Here is a 20,967-nt window from a genome sequence, read left to right as displayed (position 1 = left end):
CCTCCCGCCCCATGACCTCGCCGATCCACCCGGTCCGCGTGTCGACGGCGTACGACGCCCTGCTCACCGGCGTCCCCGCAGGGTGTCTGCGAGCTGCGAGGCCACGACGAAGTTGCAGCGGCCCAGGTCGATGAGGGCGAACCGTTCGTCCTGTGCGGCGGACACGGGGTCGAGCCGCACGGAGGGGAGGCGGATCCCCGCGTCCCGCAGAGCGGCGTGCAGCCGCTCCAGAGCCTCGGGGGCGGTCCGGGCGGGCCGCTGCTCCTCGGGGGCCGTCTCTGTCGTCTCCATCGCGCCGCTTCCTCCACGCTGAGTATTCGGTTTCACCACACAGCGTGGCCAACACGGCTCTAACCTGGCCAGAGTCGGCGCCTCAACAACCTCTGCTGTCGGACCGGAGTTGCCATGGCAGGACCGAAGGACCTCGACCCGTCGTCATCGCCCCGCGCCCTGCTGGGCGCGGAACTGCGCCACGCGAGAGAGAAGGCGGGGCTGAGCCAGGAGGAGTTGGGCGGGCGGTTGTTCGTGAGCGGGTCGTTCATCGGGCAACTGGAGGCGGGGACGCGGAGGATGCAGCCGGAGTATGCGCGGTTACTGGATGAGGTGTTGGGGACGGGGGGCTTCTTCCAGCGGAATTGCGGGGCGGCGGCCAAGTCGAAGTACGAGGAGCACTTCGCCGAGGCGGCGGAGGCAGAGGCGCAGGCCACGGCAATCAGACAGTACGCGCCGCTCCTCATCCCCGGCCTGCTGCAGACGCCCGCGTACGCACGGGCCGTAAACCGCGCGTACGACCCGACGGCGCCAGAGGAAATCATCGACGAGTGGGTGGAAGGCCGGTTGGAGCGGATCCGTCTGCTTGACCACCCAACAAAGCCGGTGTTGTGGGTGGTACTTGACGAGGCGGCGTTGCACCGGGAGACCGGCGGCCGGACGGTGATGGCGGAGGCACTGCGCCACATTGCCGGTCTGGCCCGCCGAAGCCGGGTCATCGTGCAAGTCCTGCCGTTCAGCGCGGGGGCGCACGCGGCGGTGCAGGGTGCCCTGAAGCTGATGGAGTTTGAGGACGCCCCTCCGCTGGTCTACTACGAGGGGGTGCGCACCGGACGGTTGGAGGACGACCCGGCCACGGTCGCCCAACTGAGGTTCACATTCGATCTTCTCGTGGCCTCCGCGCTCTCGCAGGAGAAGTCCCTGGCCCTGATCGAGGCGTTGACGCAGGATTACACCCATGAGGAGCCCTGACTACGCCCTGAGCAAGGCTGTATGGATCAAGTCCAGCTACAGCGCCGGCGGCAACGACTGCCTGGAAGTCGCCCGCTGGCGCAAGTCGACGTACAGCGGAGGCGAGGGCGGCAACTGCCTCGAAGCCGCCCTCGGCCACCCCGCCCTCATCCGTGACTCCAAGGCACCGCACGGCCCGAAGCTCGCGTTCCGGCCGGAGGCCTGGGCGGCGTTCGTGGGGGGTCTGAAGAGCACCTAGTTTCCAAGTGACCGTTGGGCCGCCCGCTTCTTGGGCAGTGTCGTGCTTCCACGGCCCGCGTCAAGGGCGCTTCGCGTCGCCTGACGGCGATGGGCCTACGGCCCACCCTTGACACGGTCCGCTCCAGCACGGGTTGGAAGCGAGCGGGCGGCCGGGGGAGGAACGGGTGGCCCGGGTGGGCAGCCCTTCAGGCCGGTTGCGTTCTCGCCCGGGGTCGGGGGCGCGGTCGCGCCTCGCCAGCACGCCGGGCGGGCTCAGCGGCTTGCGGCCCGGTGGGCGGAGGGCCCCAATCGACGGATTAGTGAGCGTTGAGTCTCACGGGCCGACAACGCGACCTGGGGTTTCGGTGACTTCCGTTGAGACTCAGCGCACAATTACCACCCCGAGCCGTACACCCCGTCCGTTTCCGGCCCAGAACGCAGCCGACCCAAGACGCGAACCCACCTGGGCCACCCGTTCCTCCCCCGGCCGCCCGCTCGCGGAAGCACGACACTGACAAAGAAGCGGGCGGCCCCACGTTCACCAATAAGCCTCCCGGAGCTCAAGCGCCCAGCTCCGAGCGCTCTTTGCATGGAATGGGTAGTGGGCTTCAACCCACCCTCCCACCCTTGGAGTTGACTTTCGGCGACCGAGTTGCGACGGACAGTCACAAGCCTCTAGCGTGCCCATAACGCAACAGCCCCCGCCAGGTGCTAGCAACACCTGCGGGGGCTTAACCAACGAGGTCGGAGAGACGATCCCGTTGGCCTGACCGACGAGATCAAGGGACGATCCCGTGGCTGATGCCAAGCTTAGTAGTGCTCCCCTGTCCGCGCACGCTTCTCCGCACCCGATGGCCAATCCGGGTTACGGCAAGCGTTCCGCCCCCGGGCAACTTGCCCGCACCAACCACGACTTCGCGCACCTCCCGCCTCGCGAGGCGGCCATCGCCGCGTACGTCGACCGGTTGCCCGACGGCGCCGACATCTCCGTAAAGACGCTGGCCAAGACGACGCCGTATGGGCAGTGTGCCCTCCGCACCGCCCTCAACAGGATCCAGGCGGCGGGTCATCTGCGGCGGGGGCGGGAGCAGGTGAAGGCCGACGACGGCGGCTCGCGCTGGATCACCCGATCGTGGTGGTCTCGTACGGCACGTGATGACGGATGGTGGGCGCACTTCATGCGCGGCGACGTACCGGAGGACCCCCCTCCCCCACGTCCCACCCGTTCCCGCGCCCACATCCTCCTCGCGGCCCTGGGCCGCAGCACCCCGTCCCTGTCCCTCTCCGCCGCCGAATGCGCACGGCTCGCCCCGCTCGTGGAGGAGTGGTTCGCGCGCGGGGCCACTGAGGAGACGCTCCTCACCGCCCTCACCGCCGGCCTGCCCACGCCCGTCCACAGCCCCGCCGCCCTCCTTCACCGCCGCCTGACGGACAAACTCCCCCCGCCGCCACCGGCCCCGCGCCCACCCCGCCGGATCCTGGAGTGCGCGGAATGCGGGATGCCTGGTCATCCCGAAGCGCTCCCCGGGGGCGTGTGCCGCGGCTGCCGAGGCGAACGCGCGCCCGCGCATCCCAACGCGCCCCTCCCCGCGTCGGCCGTCCACACCCGCGCGGCCGAGATCCGTGCGGCGATGACGCTGCAACACCAGGAAGGGACACCCGTATGACGGAGACCTCTCGCAGTGCAGAACACCCGCAGATGCCCATCGAGGACTTCGAGGATCTGGTCGCCGCTGCTCCCGAGCACGTGCGGCTCGAATTCGTCGACGGGCGCGTCCGCGCCAAGGACGCACTCAGCGTCGCGGACTTCGAAGAGCTGGAGCAGCGGGCGCCGGAAACCGTCCGGCTTGAGTACATCAGTGGAAAACTGGAGGTCAAGGCCCTTCAGGACGGCAACCACAGCTCGATCTACATGTGGCTGCTGAGGCGATGCATGCAACAGCGTCCCGAGTTGGGCCTCTACCCGCCGTCCGGCCTCAGGACGGAGACATCCAGAAAAGGACGCTCGCGCACCGACGGAGTTCTCGCGCGGCGGGGTCATTTCAAGGGACTCGGTGAGTGGTCCGACTCGGAAGGCATCCTGATGGCCCTTGAAATCACCTCCCGCGACCGCGACACCAACGAACGCGCCCGCATCGACAAGCCCATCGGTTACGCGGCAGTCGGCATCCCGGTCAGCCGGCCGAAGGACGGTCACTACCGGCTTTCCACCTCCTGCCCCTGGGGCACCACCATGGAACTCCCGCCCCCTGTGAGCATCACCCTCGACACCGAGGGACTCAAGAAGTACGCCGACTAACAGTCCGCGTTGACCGCCACAGGAACAACCGAATGTACACAGCCCACACACCCGCAGGTCTGTAAAGTTTGCTCATGGAGACGTATCCGCTCGTGGAAGCCCGTAATCAGCTCGGTCAGCTGGTCGGCCGGGTTCGGCACGGCCAGGAGCACATCCTGATCACCGAATACGGCAAGCCTGCCGCCGCGCTCATCCCGATAAGCGAGCTGGAAGAGCTGCAGCGGCTGCGCGACGAGGCGGACATCGCCGAGGCCCGCGCCCGTGAGGCGGATCCGTCCGGTCCTTCCATGACGCACGACGAGTTCATGGCCCAGTTGGAGGAAGAAGACCGCCGCGAGGCCGCTTCGTGACCTACGCGGTGGTGTGGGAAAACTACGCCATGAACGAGTTCCGACGGCTCCGCGCGATCGACCCCGTGGGAGCGAAGGCGACCGCTGCGGCGGTGCGCGCCCTCGCCGACGATCCGCGGCCGGAGGAGGCCCGCGCCTTGGGCGCCTCCGGCTACTTCTGGTTGCGCGTCGGGACGTGGTGCTGTATCGGCCGGACGGCGCAACGGTCACCGTGTACGTGCTGAAAGTCGGCCGCACATGACGAAGGGCGGTACCCCCAGTCGGAACTGGGGATACCGCCCTCGGTAAGGACGTAGATCAACCGTCAGGTCGATCAGAAGTCCATGTCACCGCCCGGCATGCCGCCGCCGGCCGGGGCCGCGGCCTTCTCCGGCTTGTCGGCGATGACGGCCTCGGTGGTGAGGAAGAGCGCGGCGATGGAGGCGGCGTTCTGCAGGGCAGAGCGGGTCACCTTCGCCGGGTCGATGATGCCGGAGGCGATCATGTCGACGTACTCACCGGTCGCGGCGTTCAGGCCGTGGCCGACCTGGAGGTTGCGGACCTTCTCCACGACGACGCCACCCTCGAGACCACCGTTGACGGCGATCTGCTTGAGCGGGGCCTCCAGCGCGAGCTTCACGGCGTTGGCGCCGGTCGCCTCGTCACCGTCGAGCTCCAGCTTCTCGAAGACCTGGGAGGCCTGGAGCAGGGCCACGCCACCACCGGCGACGATGCCCTCCTCGACGGCCGCCTTCGCGTTGCGGACGGCGTCCTCGATGCGGTGCTTGCGCTCCTTGAGCTCGACCTCGGTGGCAGCGCCGGCCTTGATGACCGCGACGCCGCCGGCGAGCTTCGCCAGGCGCTCCTGCAGCTTCTCGCGGTCGTAGTCCGAGTCGCTGTTCTCGATCTCGGCGCGGATCTGGTTCACACGGCCCGCGACCTGGTCCGAGGACCCGGCACCGTCGACGATGGTGGTCTCGTCCTTGGTGATGACGACCTTGCGGGCCTTGCCCAGCAGGTCGAGGGTCGTGTTCTCGAGCTTGAGACCGACCTCCTCGGAGATGACCTCGCCGCCGGTGAGGATGGCGATGTCGTTCAGCATCGCCTTGCGGCGGTCGCCGAAGCCCGGGGCCTTGACCGCGACGGACTTGAAGGTGCCGCGGATCTTGTTGACGACCAGGGTCGACAGGGCCTCGCCCTCGACGTCCTCGGCGATGATCAGCAGCGGCTTGCCCGACTGCATGACCTTCTCCAGGAGCGGGAGCAGGTCCTTGACGTTCGCGATCTTGGAGTTCGCGATCAGGATGTACGGGTCGTCGAGGACGGCCTCCATACGCTCCATGTCGGTGGCGAAGTACGCCGAGATGTAGCCCTTGTCGAAGCGCATACCCTCGGTGAGCTCCAGCTCCAGACCGAAGGTCTGGGACTCCTCGACGGTGATGACGCCTTCCTTGCCGACCTTGTCCATGGCCTCGGCGATGAGCTCGCCGATCTGGGTGTCGGCGGCGGAGATGGAGGCCGTGGAAGCGATCTGCTCCTTGGTCTCGACATCCTTCGCCTGCTCGAGCAGCGCACCGGAGACCGCCTCGACGGCCTTCTCGATACCGCGCTTCAGAGCCATCGGGTTGGCACCGGCGGCCACGTTGCGCAGACCCTCGCGCACCAGGGCCTGGGCCAGGACGGTCGCGGTCGTCGTGCCGTCACCGGCTACGTCGTCCGTCTTCTTCGCGACTTCCTTGACCAGCTCGGCGCCGATCTTCTCGTACGGGTCCTCGAGCTCGATCTCCTTGGCGATGGACACACCATCGTTGGTGATCGTGGGGGCGCCCCACTTCTTCTCGAGGACGACGTTGCGACCCTTGGGGCCGAGCGTCACCTTGACGGCGTCCGCGAGCTGGTTCATGCCGCGCTCGAGGCCGCGCCGCGCCTCCTCGTCGAACGCGATGATCTTGGCCATGTGAAGTGGTCCCTCCAGGACTGGGGGTGATTCCTTCGGACCGCGCCCGCGCCCGCGACGGACGGCTCGCATGCCCCGTGGTTCCTTGCCCCACCTGGCCTGCGGGCCTCACCGACCCGGTCCTTCTTTGTCACTCTCACCTTCAGAGTGCTAACGCCAATGATTAGCACTCGGCATGCCCGAGTGCAAGGTGCGCCCGCGAAGCGGGCTCGTTGAGGGGTGGCGGTCGGGTGACGGGCGGGCGCACGGGGGGCCGGTGTCCCGGCACGCCGAAGGGCCCGTACCCCGGGAGGTACGAGCCCTTCGAAGATGAAACAGAAGAACGACGCTTCAGTCGGCGCGTGCTTCAGCTGGTCGCCAGCCGGACCATGTCCGCCTGCGGCCCCTTCTGACCCTGCGAGATCTCGAAATCGACCCGCTGGCCCTCTTCCAGGGTGCGGTACCCGTCCATCTGGATCGCGCTGTAGTGGACGAAAACATCCGCACCACCGTCGACCGCGATGAAGCCGTACCCCTTCTCCGCGTTGAACCACTTGACGGTGCCCTGAGCCATGCCTAACTCCCCTATTACTGGCCCTTGCACAGATCCACACTTCGCGGATCCGGGTCAGACCTCACCCCCCAGTTGGTGTTGGGGGCGTGCGCCGGAACGCGTCGACCGCGGCTGAATGTATCTGTCCAACTGCCGTCTGCAACAGGTCACTCGGACGAGAATTCTGGACGCACGCGATCCGGAATGTGGCGAGAATTCGCCAGAATTCAGGGCAAGTCGGGCCCCATAAAAGCCACAAATGCCACGCAAGAGGCACGCACTTTGGCTACTTCTTGTCGGGCGTCAGGCAGAAATCAAAGACTCCGGATCGGGGTTTCGTGACCCGTTTCCCCAACTGTACCGCGCTCAACCACACTGAATTGCCCCCTCCGCTTCTCTTACGGAGGGGGCAATTCGATGAACAATCCGTAATCACTGTTACCGACGGTTACTACCGGTGGGTACTGACCGAAGGTCAATCACGGCTCAGCCGCCGGCGACGGCCGGGATGATCGACACGCCCGCCCCGTCCGGGGTCGCCGTCTCCAGCCCCTGCTCGAACCGGACGTCGTCGTCGTTCACGTACACGTTCACGAACCGCCGCAGCTTGCCCTGATCGTCCAGGACACGGGCGGCGATCCCGGTGTGGTTCTTCTCCAGGTCCGAGATGACCTCCCCAAGGGTGGCCCCTTCGGCAGTGACCTCGGCCTGGCCACCGGTGTAGGTGCGGAGAATGGTGGGGATGCGGACGTTGACGCTCACGACGTGACCTCCGGTCAGTGGAAGCGCCCCAAAGGGGCGCGGGGCTGTGTTGATATGCGGCTACCGCGGCGTGGGCGCGACCAGCCCCCACCGGCCCGCAGACGAACAAAATCAGGCGAGCCCAGCCTCGTGGAAGGACTCAAGGCTGGGGCGGATCGTCGCGGTGAGCCCGGTCCCGGCCACCGCATCCAACGTCTTCAGACCATCCCCGGTGTTCAGCACAACGGTCGTCTTCGTCGGATCCAGCAGCCCGTTCTCGATCAGCTTCTTCGTGACACCCACCGTCACACCACCGGCGGTCTCCGCGAAGATGCCCTCGGTCCGGGCGAGGATCTTGATCGCCTCGACGACCTGCTCATCGGTCACGTCCTCCACCGCACCGCCCGTGCGACGCGCGATGTCGAGGACGTACGGACCGTCCGCCGGGTTGCCGATCGCCAGCGACTTGGCGATGGTGTTCGGCTTCTGCGGCCGTACGACGTCGTGCCCGGCCTTGAACGCGACGGAGACAGGGCTGCACCCCTCCGCCTGCGCGCCGAAGATCTTGTACGGCTTGTCCTCGACGAGCCCGAGCTTGATCAGCTCCTGCAGACCCTTGTCGATCTTCGTGAGCTGGGAGCCGGAGGCGATCGGCACGACCAGCTGGTCGGGAAGCTCCCAGCCGAGCTGCTCGGCGATCTCGTACGCCAGCGTCTTGGAGCCCTCGGCGTAGTACGGCCGCAGGTTGACGTTGACGAAGCCCCAGCCCTCGCCCGCCGGGTCGCCGATGAGCTCGGAGCAGAAGCGGTTGACGTCGTCGTAGTTGCCCTCGATGCCGACGAGCTCACCGCCGTAGATCGCGGCCATGACGACCTTGCCCTGCTCCAGGTCGTGCGGGATGAACACGCAGGAGCGGAAGCCGGCGCGGGCGGCGGCGGCGCCGACGGCACCGGCGAGGTTGCCGGTCGAGGAGCAGCTCAGGGTCGTGTACCCGAAGGCCCGCGCCGCCTCGACGGCCTGGGCGACGACCCGGTCCTTGAAGGAGTGGGTCGGGTTGCCGGAGTCGTCCTTGACGAACAGCTTGCCGGCCTCGACGCCGAACTCGCGCGCCAGGTTGTCGGCCTTGACGAGCTTGGTCCAGCCGGGGTTGATGTTGGGCTTGTCGGCCACGTCCGCCGGGACGGGCAGCAGCGGCGCGTAACGCCAGATGTTCGCGGGTCCCGCCTCGATGCGCTTGCGGAGCTCCTCCGTGTCGTAGGAGGAGAAGTCGTATGCGATCTCGAGCGGGCCGAAACATTCCTCGCAGGCGAAGACCGGGCCGAGGGGGACCTGGTGACCGCATTCGCGGCAGCTCAGCGCGGCGGCGGGGCCGAGGTCCACGGTGGAGGCGACGGAAGTGGTGGAAGCGACGGAATCGGTGGATCCGGTTGCAACAGTCTGCGCAGCCATGTGAGGCGAGGCCCTTTCTCCTCATCTTCCTCACGACGCATCTCGCCGTGAGACGGATTTGGCACCTTCCCTAGCCGGGAGCCTCACCACGACGACGTGGTCAGACCGGCTGGAGGGTTGCCGGGGCTTCATCGGGCCGTGTCCCTCTGCCCCTCTGGATGAGCGGTATGTGGTTGTTGAACGCTGAACGCCGGATGACCCCGGACATGCGATGGTCATCCGCGTTGTTCAAGACTGTAACCGACGGCCAGGACAGTTGAGATAGTCGTCCGTACCGCGAGATGGATCACACCCTGCAGTGTGGTCGTGACAGTGAGGAGCCGCAGACTGTGCTGGAAGAAGTCGAGCGCTGGCTGGCCACCCGCTCCTGGACCGTGAGCGATCGCCCGCTGCACCGGATCATGGCCGCCAAACGGTCCTCGGGGCAGACGGTCAGTGTCGTCCTGCCCGCACTCAACGAGGAGGAGACCGTCGGCGACATCGTCGCGATCATCCGTCATGACCTCATGCAGCAGGTCCCGCTCGTCGACGAGCTCGTGGTCGTCGACTCGGGATCGACCGACCGCACGGCCGAGGTCGCGGCGGCGGCCGGCGCCCGGGTCGTCCACCGCGACACGATCCTGCCCCGCATCCCGGCCGTGCCCGGCAAGGGCGAGGTCCTGTGGCGCTCCCTGCTCGTCACGACCGGCGACGTCGTCTGCTTCATCGACGCCGACCTGAGGGAGTTCTCCTCGGACTTCGTCTCCGGCATCGTCGGCCCGCTGCTCACCGACCCCGCGGTGGACCTCGTCAAGGGGATGTACGACCGTCCCCTGGGCGGCGCTGCCGGGCAGGGCGGCCGGGTGACCGAGCTCATGGCGCGCCCCCTGCTGAACATGCACTGGCCGCAGCTGGCCGGCTTCGTGCAGCCACTCGGCGGCGAGTACGCGGCCCGCCGCTCGCTGCTCGAACAGCTGCCGTTCCCGGTGGGGTACGGCGTCGAGCTCGGGATGCTGATAGACGCGCTGCACCTGGTGGGCCTCGACGCCCTCGCCCAGGTCGACGTCGGGGTGCGCAAGCACCGCCACCAGGACGGGCAGGCCCTCGGCCGGATGGCGGCGGCGATCTACCGCACCGCCCAGCTGCGCCTGGCCCGCGGCCACCTCGTCCGCCCCTCCCTCACCCAGTTCGAGCGCGGCGCCGACGGGTTCGAACCGCGGACGTACTCGGTGGACACGGAGGAGCGGCCGCCGATGGCGGAGATCGCGGAGTACCAGTCCCGCAAGGTCGCGTAGGCCGGTGGTGAGCCCGGCCGCGTAACACCGGGGGCGGGTCGTATACGGCGATACACGGCTGGATACGGCCGGATACGGCCCGTCCACGCAGCGCGAGCGTACGTTTGAGCGTTTCCCGACCGGGCTAGGTTGAGGCGTATGGCTTCCACGCACGACACTGCTGCTCGGGGTGCTCGGGGTGCTCAGGTGCTGGTCGCGTCCAACCGCGGCCCGGTCTCCTACACGGTGGGCGAGGACGGCTCGCTGCACTCCAAACGCGGGGGTGGCGGGCTGGTCTCCGGTCTGTCGGCCATCGGCCCCGAGGCGGGCGCCCTGTGGGTGTGCTCGGCGCTGTCCGACGGCGACCGGGAGGCGGTCCGGCGCGGGGTCGGCGAGGAGGGCGTGCGGATGCTGCCCGTCCCGGCCGACGTGCACGCGGACGCCTACAACGGCATCGCGAACTCCGTCCTCTGGTTCATCCACCACCTGCTGTACCAGACCCCGCTGGAACCGTCCTTCGACGCGGAGTTCCGGCGCCAGTGGGCGTCGTACGAGACGTACAACCGCGCCTTCGCGGAGGCGCTCGCGGAGGAGGCCGGGCAGGGAGCGGCGGTCCTGGTCCAGGACTACCACCTGTGTCTGGTCCCCGGGATGCTCCGCGGGCTCCGCCCCGACCTGCGCATCGGCCACTTCTCGCACACGCCGTGGGCGCCGGTGGACTACTTCGGGCTGCTGCCCGCGGACATCCGGGAGCGGCTGCTGCGGGGGATGCTCGGCGCGGACCGGCTGGGCTTCCTCACCCGCCGCTGGGCGGACGCGTTCACCGCGTGCTGCGCGGCGTACGTGGGCGGCGTCGGCGGCACGCGGATCGGGGTGCACGGCCTGGGCGCCGACGCCGACTTCCTGCGCGAGCGTTCGCACCGGCCGGACGTGGAGGAGCGGATCACCGCCCTGCGCGGGGAGATCGGCGGTGCGGAGTCCGGAGGCGAGCGGCGCAGGACGATCGTGCGGGTGGACCGCACCGAGCTCTCCAAGAACATCGTCCGCGGCCTGCTGGCGTACCGGCAGCTGCTCGACGACCACCCCGAGTGGCGCGAGCGGGTCGTCCACATCGCCTTCGCCTACCCCTCCCGCCAGGACCTGGCCGTCTACCGCGACTACACGGCCGAGGTGGCGCGGCTGTCGGCGGAGATCAACGAGCGGTACGGCACCCCCGGCTGGACCCCGGTCCTGCTGAACCTGGAGGACGACTTCGCCCGCTCCCTCGCCGCGTACCGCCTCGCGGACGTGGCGCTGGTCAACCCCATCCGGGACGGCATGAACCTGGTCGCCAAGGAGGTCCCGCTGGTCTCCGACGAGGGCTGCGCGCTGGTGCTGTCGCGGGAGGCCGGGGCGTACTGGGAGCTGGGCGAGGAGGCGATCGTCGTGAACCCGTACGACATCCTGGAGACGGCCCGCGCCCTGCACGAGGCCCTGACCATGAAGCCGGAGGAGCGCACCGAGCGCGCCAAACGGCTCGCGGCGGCCGCGACCGCGCTGCCCCCGGCCCAGTGGTTCCTGGACCAGCTGACGGCCCTCCAGGAACTTCAGCCGAGCTGACCGACCAGGCTCCGCAGGAGTCGCACGACGCCTGCGGGGCCGATGAATCATCTGCGGACGACGCGTGCCCGCCCCTGCGTCCTGAATCCGAGTGCGTGCCGATAGATCTCCGGCAACCGGTAACGTCCATCCGAGTCCCTGGCCAGCGCCCCGGCTTCGACAAGGGCGGCAATACCCGGAGCGTCCAGCCCGACGTCCTCGGCGCTGAAGGGGATCAGGACCTCCGGCGCGTACCGTTCGAGGCCACGAAGCAGTTCACCCAACCGCTTGTTCTCCTGGCCGATCTCCTTGACCTTCTCGGAACTGCACATGGCAAGCGCGTTGCGCATGGCGATCGGGACGAGCAGGCGGTCTGTCTGCTCGTCTCCCGCAGACAGGTCCGCAGCCTGCCTGAGGAAGCGCACGACATCCCGGGCTTGCACCTGATCATTGAGATCGGCCAGAGCGGCAGGCACCCATCGTTCCGACCATGCTTCGTGTGAGCTGTCCGAGCCGAGTTTCGCGCCCCAGACAGGGCGGAGTGCATGAGCGATGTCCTCGTACGACAGCTCCATGAGATCTCTGTCAGGTTCCGCCACGGCCCGTGCGGTCACAGCAACCCACAAGGCAAGCCGGAGCGCCTCCTGAGCGTCCCACTTCAGGGCGTAAGCCTCGTAGCGGTCCAGGAACTGGCCGAGATTCTGCCGGATCGCCCAAGTCGCCAGGTCACGTCGGACGAACACGACGACGCCGAGCGGACGTCCACGCAGCGAGCGCAACCAGTCCGGCACCTCGACCAACAGGGTGCGCAACGCCACGCGCTTCGCCTCGCCCTCGAGTTCCTGAAGAAAGTCCTCCAGCCCGTCGAAGACGAAGAGCAGCTTCCGCTGCCGACCGAGTTCAAGAAGTTCCCGGTCCGCGTCGAAGCCGTTGTCCGGGGCGGCTTCGCGACCGCCGGCGATCGCCATGCACCGCAGCCAGACATTGAGCCAGACATACGAGTCCGTGCTGTCCTCGCCTGCGCGGAGGGCATCATTGAGCACCTTGAGAATCTGACTGCGAGTGGCTCCCTGGCCTTCGGCAGCGCGATCACGCAGATCCTGCGGTCCGGTGCGTCCGTCTCCGGTGGGTTGCTGATCAAGATTGGCGGGGTCGAGTACGGGCACCACGAGGGCGTCGTCCATGACCTGCATGCCGGCTTTGCGGGCGAAGTCGGACCAGCTGCCGGCAGCGCACATTCGTGCGAACGTGAATGTCTTCCCAGCACCTTTGGCCCCGACCACCACCGTAACGGGCAGCGAACTGCGGTGATCGCCGATCAGGCGCTGCAGCGGCTCGGTGGAGAGGAAGCCCAGCGCACCGTCCAGGCCTGTCCGTTCGGCAAAGACAAGCGACGCCGCACGATCACGCAGGGCGCTTCTACGCTCCTCGACGCTCGCAGGAGCGTCCGCTTCGCTCCCCACAGCCTCTGCCGACGGTAGCTGTGGGGCCAGTTCGACCACTCTGTCCCCGAGACCACAGCGACGTACCACCTCAACCACGTCGTCCCAGCTACGCGGCAGCGCAATCAGCTCGTCCCGAAACGGGCTGGCCAGGGCGACCGTCACCGCCTGGGAGTCGAGCGAGAACGCTGGTTCATGCTCATCGCCCTCCGTTACGCCGAGCGCGTCATCGAGGGCTTCTGTGAGCACGCCTCGGGCGGTCTCCGCATCAGCATCGTGGATGTCCATGCGGTACTGCGTCACCACGGCTGCCGGCGCGGGGTCGCGGCCCAGGAGGGAGGGAGCTTTTGCGCCCAGCTGCCGGATCATGCGGACCGTTCCATCCAGGGACTGGCTGCTGAGCGTGGTGACGAACACCCGCTGCACCCGTGGGTCGAGGAGGATGGGCGCGGACAGTTCGGACGCTCCGGCCCTCAGATCCACGATCACCACGTCGAAGTCGGCCGCAGACGCGACCTCCGCCAGTGACTCGGTAAGAAAGTAGCTGGACCGATCGGGGGTGAGGAGGTCAACGGGCTCGATGCGCGGCGGGCCGAGCCGAGACCTGCGCGTGGCGGGCAAAATCGCGAGCCTGCCCTGGCTGGTACCACCGACCACGTACTGGCCCGCCAGGTAACCGCGCACGATGTCGGCCACCGGCGAAAGGTCTCCACCGGTCGTGCCGTGCAGAAGCGCCAGGACATCCTCGTAGCCGATGTCGCACGTCCCGCCCTGGGCTTGATGCATCCAGGTGATGCCTGGGGCTTCAAGATCCGCGTCGATCAGCAGGACTCGGTGTCCCACTCGCGCGAGGTGATCGGCGAGGGCGACCGCATGCACGGTGCGTCCCACACCCCCCTTGAAGGAGTGGAACGCGATCAGCTGTACGCCACCGGCGAATCCATCCATGAGCGGCCGGGCGAGACTCAATGCCAGCTCGGCCGTTGTCCGGCGCTCCGCGAGACGAGGCACCCTCCGCTTGACGGTCCGGCCTTCTGCCACGTCGAGGGTTACCGGGATACCTTCGGTACCGAGACCACTGGGCCGGTCCAGAGCAAGCACCAGTTCGCCCTCACCGCCCCTGACCGATCCCCGGCCGAAGGCCCGGTCCAGCCAGCCACGAACCACGTCCTCGGATGTTTCGGGTCGGATCGACAACACCAATTGGTCCCACCAGGCATCCGCCTCGAGCAGCCATTCGGGCCAGTGACCGGCCGCAGCCAGGTAGGCAAGGTGCTCGTCGACGTCCACCCATGTGAAAAGACGACCAGGTACCAAGCCTCTGTGGTCCCCGAGGTCGAGCTGTGTTCCCGTTCCGCTGTTCACGCCGTCCATCACTTCCGAGACTCCGAAATCAAGGTACGCAGCGCGCCCAACGCGAGCTTCTGATCATCCGGTTCCAGATCCGCACCGTACCGCCACGCCTCATGCAAAGCGTGGGACTCGACCCTCTGGAGGGCACGACCGTTGACACGTGGTCGGGCGCACCCCTTCAGGGCATTCTGAGTCTCCGGGGACAGCTTGAGTTCCCGTGCCAAGGACCGCAGGTCATGTGTGCGCAGGTCCTCACTGAGTTGTGAGGTGTCGCGCAGGCTTCGTCGGCGCATCACCTCAGCCTTCAGTCCGCACTCGGCGCTGTAGAACAGCAGAAGCCCTCCGGTCGCCTGGTCATCGCCGCCCAAGAGCTTCTCTCCCCCCGTTTCAAGTCGGTCTCGGCTGCGCTCCAACCGCCTCACACCTACGTCGACCATGCGGGTGATGTTACGGCGCAGCGCAGCGCCCCCGCATGCCAGACGGTCTGGGAGAGAAATGGGGAAGCATGCAGGCCAGGGCCCGCAAAGGCATGCTTCAGAGAGCCGCCCTTGCCGCCAGCCAGGTCAGCAGTCGTACGACCCCGGCGGGGCCGTCGACGACCAGGTCGGCGCGGGCTGCGAGTTCTGTGACCTCGGTGGAGCCGCTGCAGACGAGGAGGCCGGGGATGCCGTCCTGGCGGAGTTTCTCGACGGTGGCGAAGGCGGGGAGGTCGCCGAGGTCGTCGCCGGCGTAGAGGACGGACTCGGCGCCGGTGGCGCGGACGTGGTCGAGGAGGGCGACGCCCTTGTCCATACCGGGTGGGCGCAGTTCCAGGACGTAGCGGCCGGGTTCGACGATCAGGCCGTGGCGGGCGGCGAGGGCGGCGAGGGGCTCGCGGAGGGCTTCGAAGGCGGCGAGGGGTTCGGCGGCGCGGCGGGTGTGCACGGCGACCGCCCGGCCGCCCTTCTCCTCGACCCACACGCCCTGCCATCCGCCCGCGGCCTCCAGGACGGCGGGCAGCTCCGCGCGTACGGCGGCGATGCCGGGGTGGGGAGCGGGGGCGGTGATGTGCTGTGTGCTCGCCTCCCAGCGTTCGGCGCCGTAGTGGCCGAGGACGGTGAGGTGGCCGAGACCGCCGGCGCCCTCGAAGCCGCCGTTGCGTACGGCGACGTCGGCGGGGCGGCCGGTGATGACAGCCACGGCGGCGACCCTGGGCGCAAGGGCGGTGAGGGCGGGGAGGGCGTCGGGGTGGGCTCGGGCGTCCTCGGGGTTCTCGACGATCGGGGCGAGGGTGCCGTCGAAGTCGAGGGCGACGAGGGTGGTGGAGGGGCGGGCGAGGATCGCGGCGAGGGCCTCGCGGCCGGCCGTTGTCGTGGGTGCGGGGTCCGTTGAGTGCGTCTCTTGGGTGCCCATACGGTGACGATAGCCGCGGGGCACTGATGCTGGGCGGGGGTGGGTCTCACTCACCCGCGCTTGCGGGGTGCCTCCCCCACTCTCGGCTTCGCTCGAGCGGGGGGACCCCCACCGCCCACCCGTGCCGCCTGGGGGTACCTCCCAGGCCCTTAAGGCACTGGGGGAGGCACGACTGCCCGCAGCTAGCGCTCCGAGCGTCTGGTCTCTCGGACCCTTCTCAGCCTGTTCACCGTTACCGGGTCGTGGGCCAGGGCTCTTGGGTCGTCCAGGAGGGCGTTCAGGAGTTGGTAGTAGTGGACCGGGGAGAGGTCGAGTTCCTCGCGGATGGCTCGTTCCTTGGCGCCGGGACCAGGGAAGGTCCGGCGTTCCAGCGCGAGGATGTTCTCCAGCTGCTCCTGCATACCCGCACCGTAACCCCGGCCACCGACAGCCGGAAGTGGACTAGACCTCTCGCGGGTCTCGGGCCACACTGTTCCCGTGAGACATGTCATCGCCCTCGACGTGGGCGGCACCGGGATGAAGGCGGCCCTGGTCGGCGCCGACGGCACCCTCCTGCACCAGGACCGCCGGCCCACCGGCCGGGAGCGCGGCCCGGGCGCGGTGGTCGACGCCATCCTCGGCTTCGCCGCCGACCTGCGCGCACACGGCGTCGAGCACCTCGGCGAGCCCGCGGCGGCCGCCGGTGTCGCCGTGCCCGGCATCGTCGACGAGGCGGCCGGCATCGCCGCCTACGCGGCCAACCTGGGCTGGCGGGACGTACCCCTGCGCGCGCTCCTCACGGAACGGCTCGGCATCCCCGTCGCCCTCGGCCACGACGTCCGCACCGGCGGGCTCGCCGAGGGCCGGGTCGGCGCGGGCCGAGGCGCGGACCGCTTCCTGTTCGTGGCGCTGGGCACCGGCATCGCGGGCGCGATCGGCGTCGACGGCCGGGTGGAGGCGGGCGCGCACGGCTTCGCGGGTGAGATCGGCCATGTCGTCGTACGGCCCGGCGGGACCCCGTGTCCGTGCGGGCAGCGCGGCTGTCTGGAGCGGTTCGCGTCGGCGGCGGCGGTGTCCGAGGCCTGGGCGGCGGCCTGCGGAGACCCGGAGGCGGACGCGGCGGACTGCGCCAAGGCGGTCGCGTCCGGCGATCCGAACGCCGTCCGGGTCTGGCGGCAGGCGGTGGACGCCCTCGCCGACGGCCTGGTCACCGCCCTCACCCTGCTGGACCCGCGCACCCTCGTCATCGGCGGCGGCCTCGCGGAGGCGGGGGAAACCCTGTTCACCCCCCTCCGGGACGCCGTCCGCGACCGGGTCACCTTCCAAAAACTCCCGGAGATCGTCCCGGCGGCCCTGGGCGACACCGCGGGCTGCCGCGGCGCGGGCCTGCTGGCCTGGGATCTCCTCAACACCACTGACGGCATGGAGGTATTGACCTGATGTCAACCCCCCTAGGGGCGCGGGGCGCTACATCATGCGGCTCCGCCGCGTGGGCGCGACCAGCCACCACGCACCCGCAGCCCGCAGCGGCCGACACCCCCCTGGTGCTCGCCGGTGCCAACGTGGTCACGCCCACAGGAACCGTCAAGGACGGCCAAGTCGCCGTCGACGGCAAGCGCATCACCGGCGCCGCGCCGGCGAACGCTCAGGTCATCGACGTCTCCGGCCACTGGCTGGTCCCCGGCTTCGTGGACCTCCACAACCACGGCGGAGGCGGAGCCTCCTTCTCCGGCACAGCGGAGGACGTACAGAAAGCCATCCGCACGCACCGCGCGCACGGCACCACCACCCTCGTCGCCTCCACCGTCACCGACGACATGGACGTCCTGGTCCGCCAGGCCGGCCTGTTGAGCGAGCTGACCGAGCAGGGCGATCTGGCCGGCATCCACTTCGAGGGGCCGTTCATCTCGCCCTGCCGCAAGGGCGCCCACTCCGAGGCGCTGCTGCGCGACCCGGACCCGGCGGACGTACGCAAGCTGCTGGACGCTGCGCGCGGCGCGGCGCGTATGGTCACGCTCGCCACCGAGCTCCCGGGCGGCCTGGACTCCGTACGTCTGCTCGTCGAACACGGTGTGATCGCGGCCGTGGGGCACACGGACGCGACGTACGAGCAGACGGTTCACGCCATCGAGGCGGGCGCGACGGTCGCCACCCACCTGTTCAACGCGATGCCGCCGCTCGGTCACCGCGCCCCCGGCCCGATCGCCGCTCTCCTGGAGGACGAGCGGGTCACGGTCGAGCTGATCAACGACGGCACCCACCTCCACCCCGCCTCCCTGGAGCTGGCGTTCCGTCACGCGGGCGCGGACCGGGTGGCGTTCATCACGGACGCGATGGACGCGGCCGGCATCGGCGACGGCCGCTATCTGCTGGGCCCGCTGGAGGTCGAGGTCAGCGACGGGGTGGCCCGGCTGGTGGAGGGCGGTTCGATCGCCGGCTCGACCCTGACCCTGGACCGCGCCTTCAAGCGCGCGGTGACCGTGGACCGCCTCTCGGTCGAGGACGCCGTCACCGCCCTGTCCGTGACCCCGGCCCGCGTCCTCGGCCTCTACGACACGATCGGCTCCCTGGACCCGGGCAAGGACGCCGACCTGGTCCTCCTCGACGAGAACTTCGACGTCAAGGGCGTGATGCGCAAGGGCGACTGGGTGGTCGATCCCCAACTGGCCTGAAACATCCCCTCCCACAGGAACGGTGACCGTCCCAAGGTCTGGGCCGGTCGCCCTCCATTTGGCATGATCGGGCCCCGGAAACAGTCGCGCGCCGCAGAACTCGGGGGAGGTCGGCACAGGTGATCCTCACGGTCACGCTGAACACCGCTCTCGACATCACGTACCGCGTCCCGGTCCTGCGGCCGCATGCCGCGCACCGGGTCACGGAGGTGACGGAGCGTCCGGGCGGCAAGGGGCTGAACGTGGCGCGCGTACTGGCCGCGCTGGGGCACGAGGTGACGGTCACCGGTTTCGCGGGTGGGGCGACGGGCCGGGCCGTACGGGAACGGCTCCCGATGTCGATCGGCGACGCGCTCCTGCCCGTGACCGGCGCCACCCGCCGCACGGTCGCCGTCGTGGACGCCCGCACCGGTGACACCACCCAGCTCAACGAGCCGGGCCCGCTCATCACCCCGGCCGAGTGGTCGGCCTTCCAGGAGGCGTACGAGGATCTGGTCGCCGACGCCGACGCGGTGGCCCTGTGCGGGAGTCTGCCGCCGGGGGTGCCGGTGGGGGCGTACGCGGGCCTGGTGCGGACGGCACGGGCGGCGGGGGTGCCGGTCCTGCTGGACACGAGCGGGGAGCCGTTGCGCCGAGGGGTCGCCGCCCGCCCGGACATCGTCAAGCCGAACGCCGACGAACTGGCCGAACTCACCGGCTCGCACGAGCCACTGAGGGCGACTCAGGACGCCCGCCGGCGCGGGGCGCAGGCCGTGGTGGCCTCACTGGGCCCCGAGGGCCTGATCGCGGCAACCGCCGAGGGCCGCTGGCGCGCCACCCCGCCCACCCGCGTCCACGGCAACCCCACGGGCGCCGGCGACTCGGTCTCGGCCGGCCTGCTCTCGGCCCTGGTGGAGGGTCTGCCCTGGGCAGACCGCCTGACCCGGGCCGTCGCCCTGTCCACGGCGACCGTCCTCGCCCCGACGGCCGGCGACTTCGACCGCCCCGCCTACGAGGAACTGCTGGACCGGATCACAGTGACCGGCGAGGCCACCGCGGCCTGAGCCTGCCTGTCCGCCGCTTTCGAACACCGGGTGGCCAGTGACCGGCGCATTGCTGGGCGGCGTCTTCGCCACACCGGCTGCGGCGACCGAGAGGGCCGGCGTGTGGATGACGGACGGCCACAGGTTCACCATACGTGCCAGCGCGAGCACCTCCTCGACGGCGATCGCGAGCATCGGCGACCCTGACACACGGGTTCCTTGCACCACGACTCCGTGCACGAGGAACAACAACGGCGGCTCGTACACCTGCTGGTCCGGCGGCCCTTCGGACAATGACTGGGTCAAGGTGACGTGGAGCGGAAGGACTGGCTGGGTGGCCATCAGGTGCGTTGAGGCCGGCCGTATCTGAAGGATCTGACACGATGGCCGTCGGAGTGCTCGAGCACCTCGGCGGCCATCGGCACGGATCCCCCTCCGGGCGCTACTCCTTGACTTGGCCTTCCTTCAGCCACAGCTGGTCGAGCAGGACGTCGCACTTGTCGCCGCTCTCGCAGGAGATCGAGATGGTGTTCGTGCCCTTGGTGAGCGTCGGGTACGAGTAAGTGGTCGTCCAGCCCTTGGCGAAGTCGCCGTCGGCGGCGTTCGCGTAGTTCTTCATGCTGATCGGGCTGCCGAACTTCTTACCGTTGATGGTGAGCGTCATCGACTGGTCCTCACCGGCGGCGCTGTAGTGCGCGAAGAGCGTGTAGGCGCCGTCGGACGGGATCCCGTTGACCGTCCAGGTCACCGAGGCACCCTGGTTGTTCAGGTTGTTGACGTAGATCCCGCCGTCCGCCCGCGCGCCCTGGACATCGGAGGCGAGCAAGGCGGTGCCGCCCAATTTCAGCGCCTTGGCGTCGATGGTCGGCAGATCCTCCGCGACCTCGCTGGTGGACGACTCGCTCGGTGAGGCGTTCGCGGAGGCGGAGGCCGAGGTGGAGGCCTGGTCGCTCGCCTGGTTCTTGTCGTCGGTGCCGGAGTCGCCGTTGGCCATGGCCACCGCGATACCGATCACGACGGCCGCGACCACGGCGACCGCGCCGATCAGCAGACCCTTGGTGTTGGGGCCGCCGCCACGGCCGCCCCCGCCCTGGGCGGAGTGCTGCCGGACGGTCGGGCCGCCGCCCCCGCCGGGGAACGCCTCGGGCGCGGCGTAGGTCGGGTTGGGCTGGCCGTAGGCGCCCTGCTGGGGTGCCGTGGGCTGGCCGTACTGCCCGTACTGCGCGGTCTGCTGCTGCGGCTGTCCGTACTGGCGCTCACCGACCGCACGCACTCTGCTGACCGAGTTGGGGTAGCCGTAGCCACCGGAGGGCGGCTGGGCGCCGTTGGCCTGGCCGTCGGCGTAGAGGTAGCCGAACGGGTCGTCGTCCTCGGGCGGACTCGCGCCGTTGTTGCCGGGCGTCATCCCTTCGTACTCCTCAACAGGTGCGGGGCTGATGCGATGCAAGGTGCGGATGGCGAGCCTACCCGGTCCAGCTGCCCCGAACGGGTGACCCGGATCGCATCAG

At 69.2% G+C, this 20,967-nt stretch carries 20 protein-coding genes and 1 riboswitch; of the genes, 10 read left to right on the top strand and 10 right to left on the bottom strand.

What is annotated here, in order from left to right; translation table 11 throughout:
- Window positions 1–63: 63 nt before the first annotated feature.
- Window positions 64–291 (bottom strand): hypothetical protein, encoded by a 228-nt coding sequence (locus tag ACLZN2_RS00910; protein ID WP_416976354.1) that lies wholly within the window; start codon window positions 289–291, stop codon window positions 64–66.
- 114 nt (window positions 292–405) lie between these two features.
- Here ACLZN2_RS00910 and ACLZN2_RS00905 point away from each other — a divergent pair, with 114 nt between their 5' ends.
- From ACLZN2_RS00905 to ACLZN2_RS00885, 5 genes are all read left to right on the top strand, one after another.
- Window positions 406–1,242, top strand: a complete 837-nt coding sequence (locus ACLZN2_RS00905; RefSeq protein ID WP_416976353.1) for a helix-turn-helix domain-containing protein — start codon at window positions 406–408, stop codon at window positions 1,240–1,242.
- Window positions 1,229–1,480, top strand: a complete 252-nt coding sequence (locus ACLZN2_RS00900) for a DUF397 domain-containing protein (RefSeq protein ID WP_416976352.1) — start codon at window positions 1,229–1,231, stop codon at window positions 1,478–1,480. Before ACLZN2_RS00905 ends, ACLZN2_RS00900 begins: the two co-directional genes overlap by 14 nt.
- An 832-nt stretch (window positions 1,481–2,312) precedes the next feature.
- Window positions 2,313–3,128 (top strand): hypothetical protein, encoded by an 816-nt coding sequence (locus tag ACLZN2_RS00895; protein WP_416976351.1) that lies wholly within the window; start codon window positions 2,313–2,315, stop codon window positions 3,126–3,128.
- Window positions 3,125–3,760 carry a Uma2 family endonuclease gene (locus tag ACLZN2_RS00890; protein ID WP_416976350.1) on the top strand — a complete coding sequence of 212 codons (636 nt, stop codon included), beginning with the start codon at window positions 3,125–3,127 and terminating at the stop codon, window positions 3,758–3,760. Before ACLZN2_RS00895 ends, ACLZN2_RS00890 begins: the two co-directional genes overlap by 4 nt.
- 74 nt (window positions 3,761–3,834) lie before the next feature.
- Entirely contained in the window at window positions 3,835–4,110 is a 276-nt protein-coding gene (locus ACLZN2_RS00885; protein ID WP_416976349.1) for a type II toxin-antitoxin system Phd/YefM family antitoxin, read from the top strand.
- Window positions 4,111–4,423: 313 nt separating this feature from the next.
- Here the strand turns inward: ACLZN2_RS00885 and groL are convergent, their stop codons facing one another.
- The 4 genes from groL to thrC form a co-directional block, all read right to left on the bottom strand.
- On the bottom strand, window positions 4,424–6,046 hold the full coding sequence (gene groL / locus ACLZN2_RS00880) for a chaperonin GroEL (RefSeq protein ID WP_416976348.1): 1,623 nt from the start codon (window positions 6,044–6,046) through the stop codon (window positions 4,424–4,426).
- 346 nt (window positions 6,047–6,392) lie between these two features.
- Entirely contained in the window at window positions 6,393–6,599 is a 207-nt protein-coding gene (locus tag ACLZN2_RS00875) for a cold-shock protein (RefSeq protein WP_019057200.1), read from the bottom strand.
- Between the two features lie 465 nt (window positions 6,600–7,064).
- Entirely contained in the window at window positions 7,065–7,340 is a 276-nt protein-coding gene (locus ACLZN2_RS00870; protein ID WP_416976347.1) for a ubiquitin-like small modifier protein 1, read from the bottom strand.
- 111 nt (window positions 7,341–7,451) lie between these two features.
- The gene (thrC, locus tag ACLZN2_RS00865; RefSeq protein WP_416976346.1) at window positions 7,452–8,768 is read right to left on the bottom strand and encodes a threonine synthase; all 1,317 of its coding nucleotides are present in this window, start codon (window positions 8,766–8,768) and stop codon (window positions 7,452–7,454) included.
- Between the two features lie 18 nt (window positions 8,769–8,786).
- A riboswitch (SAM riboswitch) is annotated at window positions 8,787–8,933 on the bottom strand.
- Between the two features lie 164 nt (window positions 8,934–9,097).
- Between thrC and ACLZN2_RS00860 the strand changes: the two genes are divergently transcribed.
- Complete coding sequence (locus ACLZN2_RS00860; RefSeq protein WP_416976345.1) at window positions 9,098–10,042, top strand: glucosyl-3-phosphoglycerate synthase; 945 nt, start codon at window positions 9,098–9,100, stop codon at window positions 10,040–10,042.
- A gap of 138 nt (window positions 10,043–10,180) precedes the next feature.
- Window positions 10,181–11,620: an alpha,alpha-trehalose-phosphate synthase (UDP-forming) gene (locus ACLZN2_RS00855; protein WP_416976344.1), complete on the top strand. Its 1,440-nt coding sequence runs from the start codon at window positions 10,181–10,183 to the stop codon at window positions 11,618–11,620.
- Window positions 11,621–11,667: 47 nt separating this feature from the next.
- Here ACLZN2_RS00855 and ACLZN2_RS00850 read toward each other — a convergent pair whose 3' ends face one another.
- The 4 genes from ACLZN2_RS00850 to ACLZN2_RS00835 form a co-directional block, all read right to left on the bottom strand.
- Entirely contained in the window at window positions 11,668–14,331 is a 2,664-nt protein-coding gene (locus ACLZN2_RS00850) for a ParA family protein (protein ID WP_416976343.1), read from the bottom strand.
- A gap of 83 nt (window positions 14,332–14,414) precedes the next feature.
- Complete coding sequence (locus tag ACLZN2_RS00845; protein WP_416976342.1) at window positions 14,415–14,831, bottom strand: hypothetical protein; 417 nt, start codon at window positions 14,829–14,831, stop codon at window positions 14,415–14,417.
- A gap of 97 nt (window positions 14,832–14,928) precedes the next feature.
- Window positions 14,929–15,786 carry a trehalose-phosphatase gene (gene otsB, locus ACLZN2_RS00840; RefSeq protein WP_416976341.1) on the bottom strand — a complete coding sequence of 286 codons (858 nt, stop codon included), beginning with the start codon at window positions 15,784–15,786 and terminating at the stop codon, window positions 14,929–14,931.
- A 182-nt stretch (window positions 15,787–15,968) separates the two neighbouring features.
- On the bottom strand, window positions 15,969–16,187 hold the full coding sequence (locus ACLZN2_RS00835; protein ID WP_416976340.1) for a DUF3263 domain-containing protein: 219 nt from the start codon (window positions 16,185–16,187) through the stop codon (window positions 15,969–15,971).
- Window positions 16,188–16,263: 76 nt separating this feature from the next.
- On the opposite strand from ACLZN2_RS00835, the gene ACLZN2_RS00830 reads away from it, so the two are divergent.
- From ACLZN2_RS00830 to ACLZN2_RS00820, 3 genes are all read left to right on the top strand, one after another.
- Window positions 16,264–17,205: an ROK family protein gene (locus ACLZN2_RS00830; protein ID WP_416976339.1), complete on the top strand. Its 942-nt coding sequence runs from the start codon at window positions 16,264–16,266 to the stop codon at window positions 17,203–17,205.
- The gene (gene nagA / locus ACLZN2_RS00825) at window positions 17,205–18,437 is read left to right on the top strand and encodes an N-acetylglucosamine-6-phosphate deacetylase (RefSeq protein ID WP_416976338.1); all 1,233 of its coding nucleotides are present in this window, start codon (window positions 17,205–17,207) and stop codon (window positions 18,435–18,437) included. Before ACLZN2_RS00830 ends, nagA begins: the two co-directional genes overlap by 1 nt.
- A gap of 119 nt (window positions 18,438–18,556) precedes the next feature.
- A complete protein-coding gene (locus ACLZN2_RS00820; protein WP_416976337.1) occupies window positions 18,557–19,480 on the top strand; it encodes a 1-phosphofructokinase family hexose kinase in 924 nt (307 codons plus the stop codon).
- A gap of 421 nt (window positions 19,481–19,901) precedes the next feature.
- Here ACLZN2_RS00820 and ACLZN2_RS00815 read toward each other — a convergent pair whose 3' ends face one another.
- Entirely contained in the window at window positions 19,902–20,864 is a 963-nt protein-coding gene (locus ACLZN2_RS00815; protein ID WP_416976336.1) for a carbohydrate-binding protein, read from the bottom strand.
- Between the last annotated feature and the right edge of the window lie 103 nt (window positions 20,865–20,967).

This window comes from Streptomyces sp. T028 (genome assembly GCF_048159505.1).
Lineage (GTDB): Bacteria > Actinomycetota > Actinomycetes > Streptomycetales > Streptomycetaceae > Streptomyces.
This window is presented reverse-complemented; position numbering and strand designations above follow the sequence as displayed.

What these genes read in the sequence shown, in the direction of transcription:
- ACLZN2_RS00890 (WP_416976350.1), top strand. Translation starts at nt 3,125, where the DNA reads ATGACGGAGACCTCTCGCAGTGCAGAACACCCGCAGATGCCCATCGAG.
- groL (WP_416976348.1), bottom strand. Translation starts at nt 6,046, where the DNA reads ATGGCCAAGATCATCGCGTTCGACGAGGAGGCGCGGCGCGGCCTCGAG.
- otsB (WP_416976341.1), bottom strand. Translation starts at nt 15,786, where the DNA reads ATGGGCACCCAAGAGACGCACTCAACGGACCCCGCACCCACGACAACG.
- ACLZN2_RS00900 (WP_416976352.1), top strand. Translation starts at nt 1,229, where the DNA reads ATGAGGAGCCCTGACTACGCCCTGAGCAAGGCTGTATGGATCAAGTCC.
- ACLZN2_RS00835 (WP_416976340.1), bottom strand. Translation starts at nt 16,187, where the DNA reads ATGCAGGAGCAGCTGGAGAACATCCTCGCGCTGGAACGCCGGACCTTC.
- ACLZN2_RS00910 (WP_416976354.1), bottom strand. Translation starts at nt 291, where the DNA reads ATGGAGACGACAGAGACGGCCCCCGAGGAGCAGCGGCCCGCCCGGACC.
- thrC (WP_416976346.1), bottom strand. Translation starts at nt 8,768, where the DNA reads ATGGCTGCGCAGACTGTTGCAACCGGATCCACCGATTCCGTCGCTTCC.
- ACLZN2_RS00885 (WP_416976349.1), top strand. Translation starts at nt 3,835, where the DNA reads ATGGAGACGTATCCGCTCGTGGAAGCCCGTAATCAGCTCGGTCAGCTG.
- ACLZN2_RS00815 (WP_416976336.1), bottom strand. Translation starts at nt 20,864, where the DNA reads ATGACGCCCGGCAACAACGGCGCGAGTCCGCCCGAGGACGACGACCCG.
- ACLZN2_RS00895 (WP_416976351.1), top strand. Translation starts at nt 2,313, where the DNA reads ATGGCCAATCCGGGTTACGGCAAGCGTTCCGCCCCCGGGCAACTTGCC.
- ACLZN2_RS00845 (WP_416976342.1), bottom strand. Translation starts at nt 14,831, where the DNA reads ATGGTCGACGTAGGTGTGAGGCGGTTGGAGCGCAGCCGAGACCGACTT.
- nagA (WP_416976338.1), top strand. Translation starts at nt 17,205, where the DNA reads ATGTCAACCCCCCTAGGGGCGCGGGGCGCTACATCATGCGGCTCCGCC.
- ACLZN2_RS00875 (WP_019057200.1), bottom strand. Translation starts at nt 6,599, where the DNA reads ATGGCTCAGGGCACCGTCAAGTGGTTCAACGCGGAGAAGGGGTACGGC.
- ACLZN2_RS00855 (WP_416976344.1), top strand. Translation starts at nt 10,181, where the DNA reads ATGGCTTCCACGCACGACACTGCTGCTCGGGGTGCTCGGGGTGCTCAG.
- ACLZN2_RS00905 (WP_416976353.1), top strand. Translation starts at nt 406, where the DNA reads ATGGCAGGACCGAAGGACCTCGACCCGTCGTCATCGCCCCGCGCCCTG.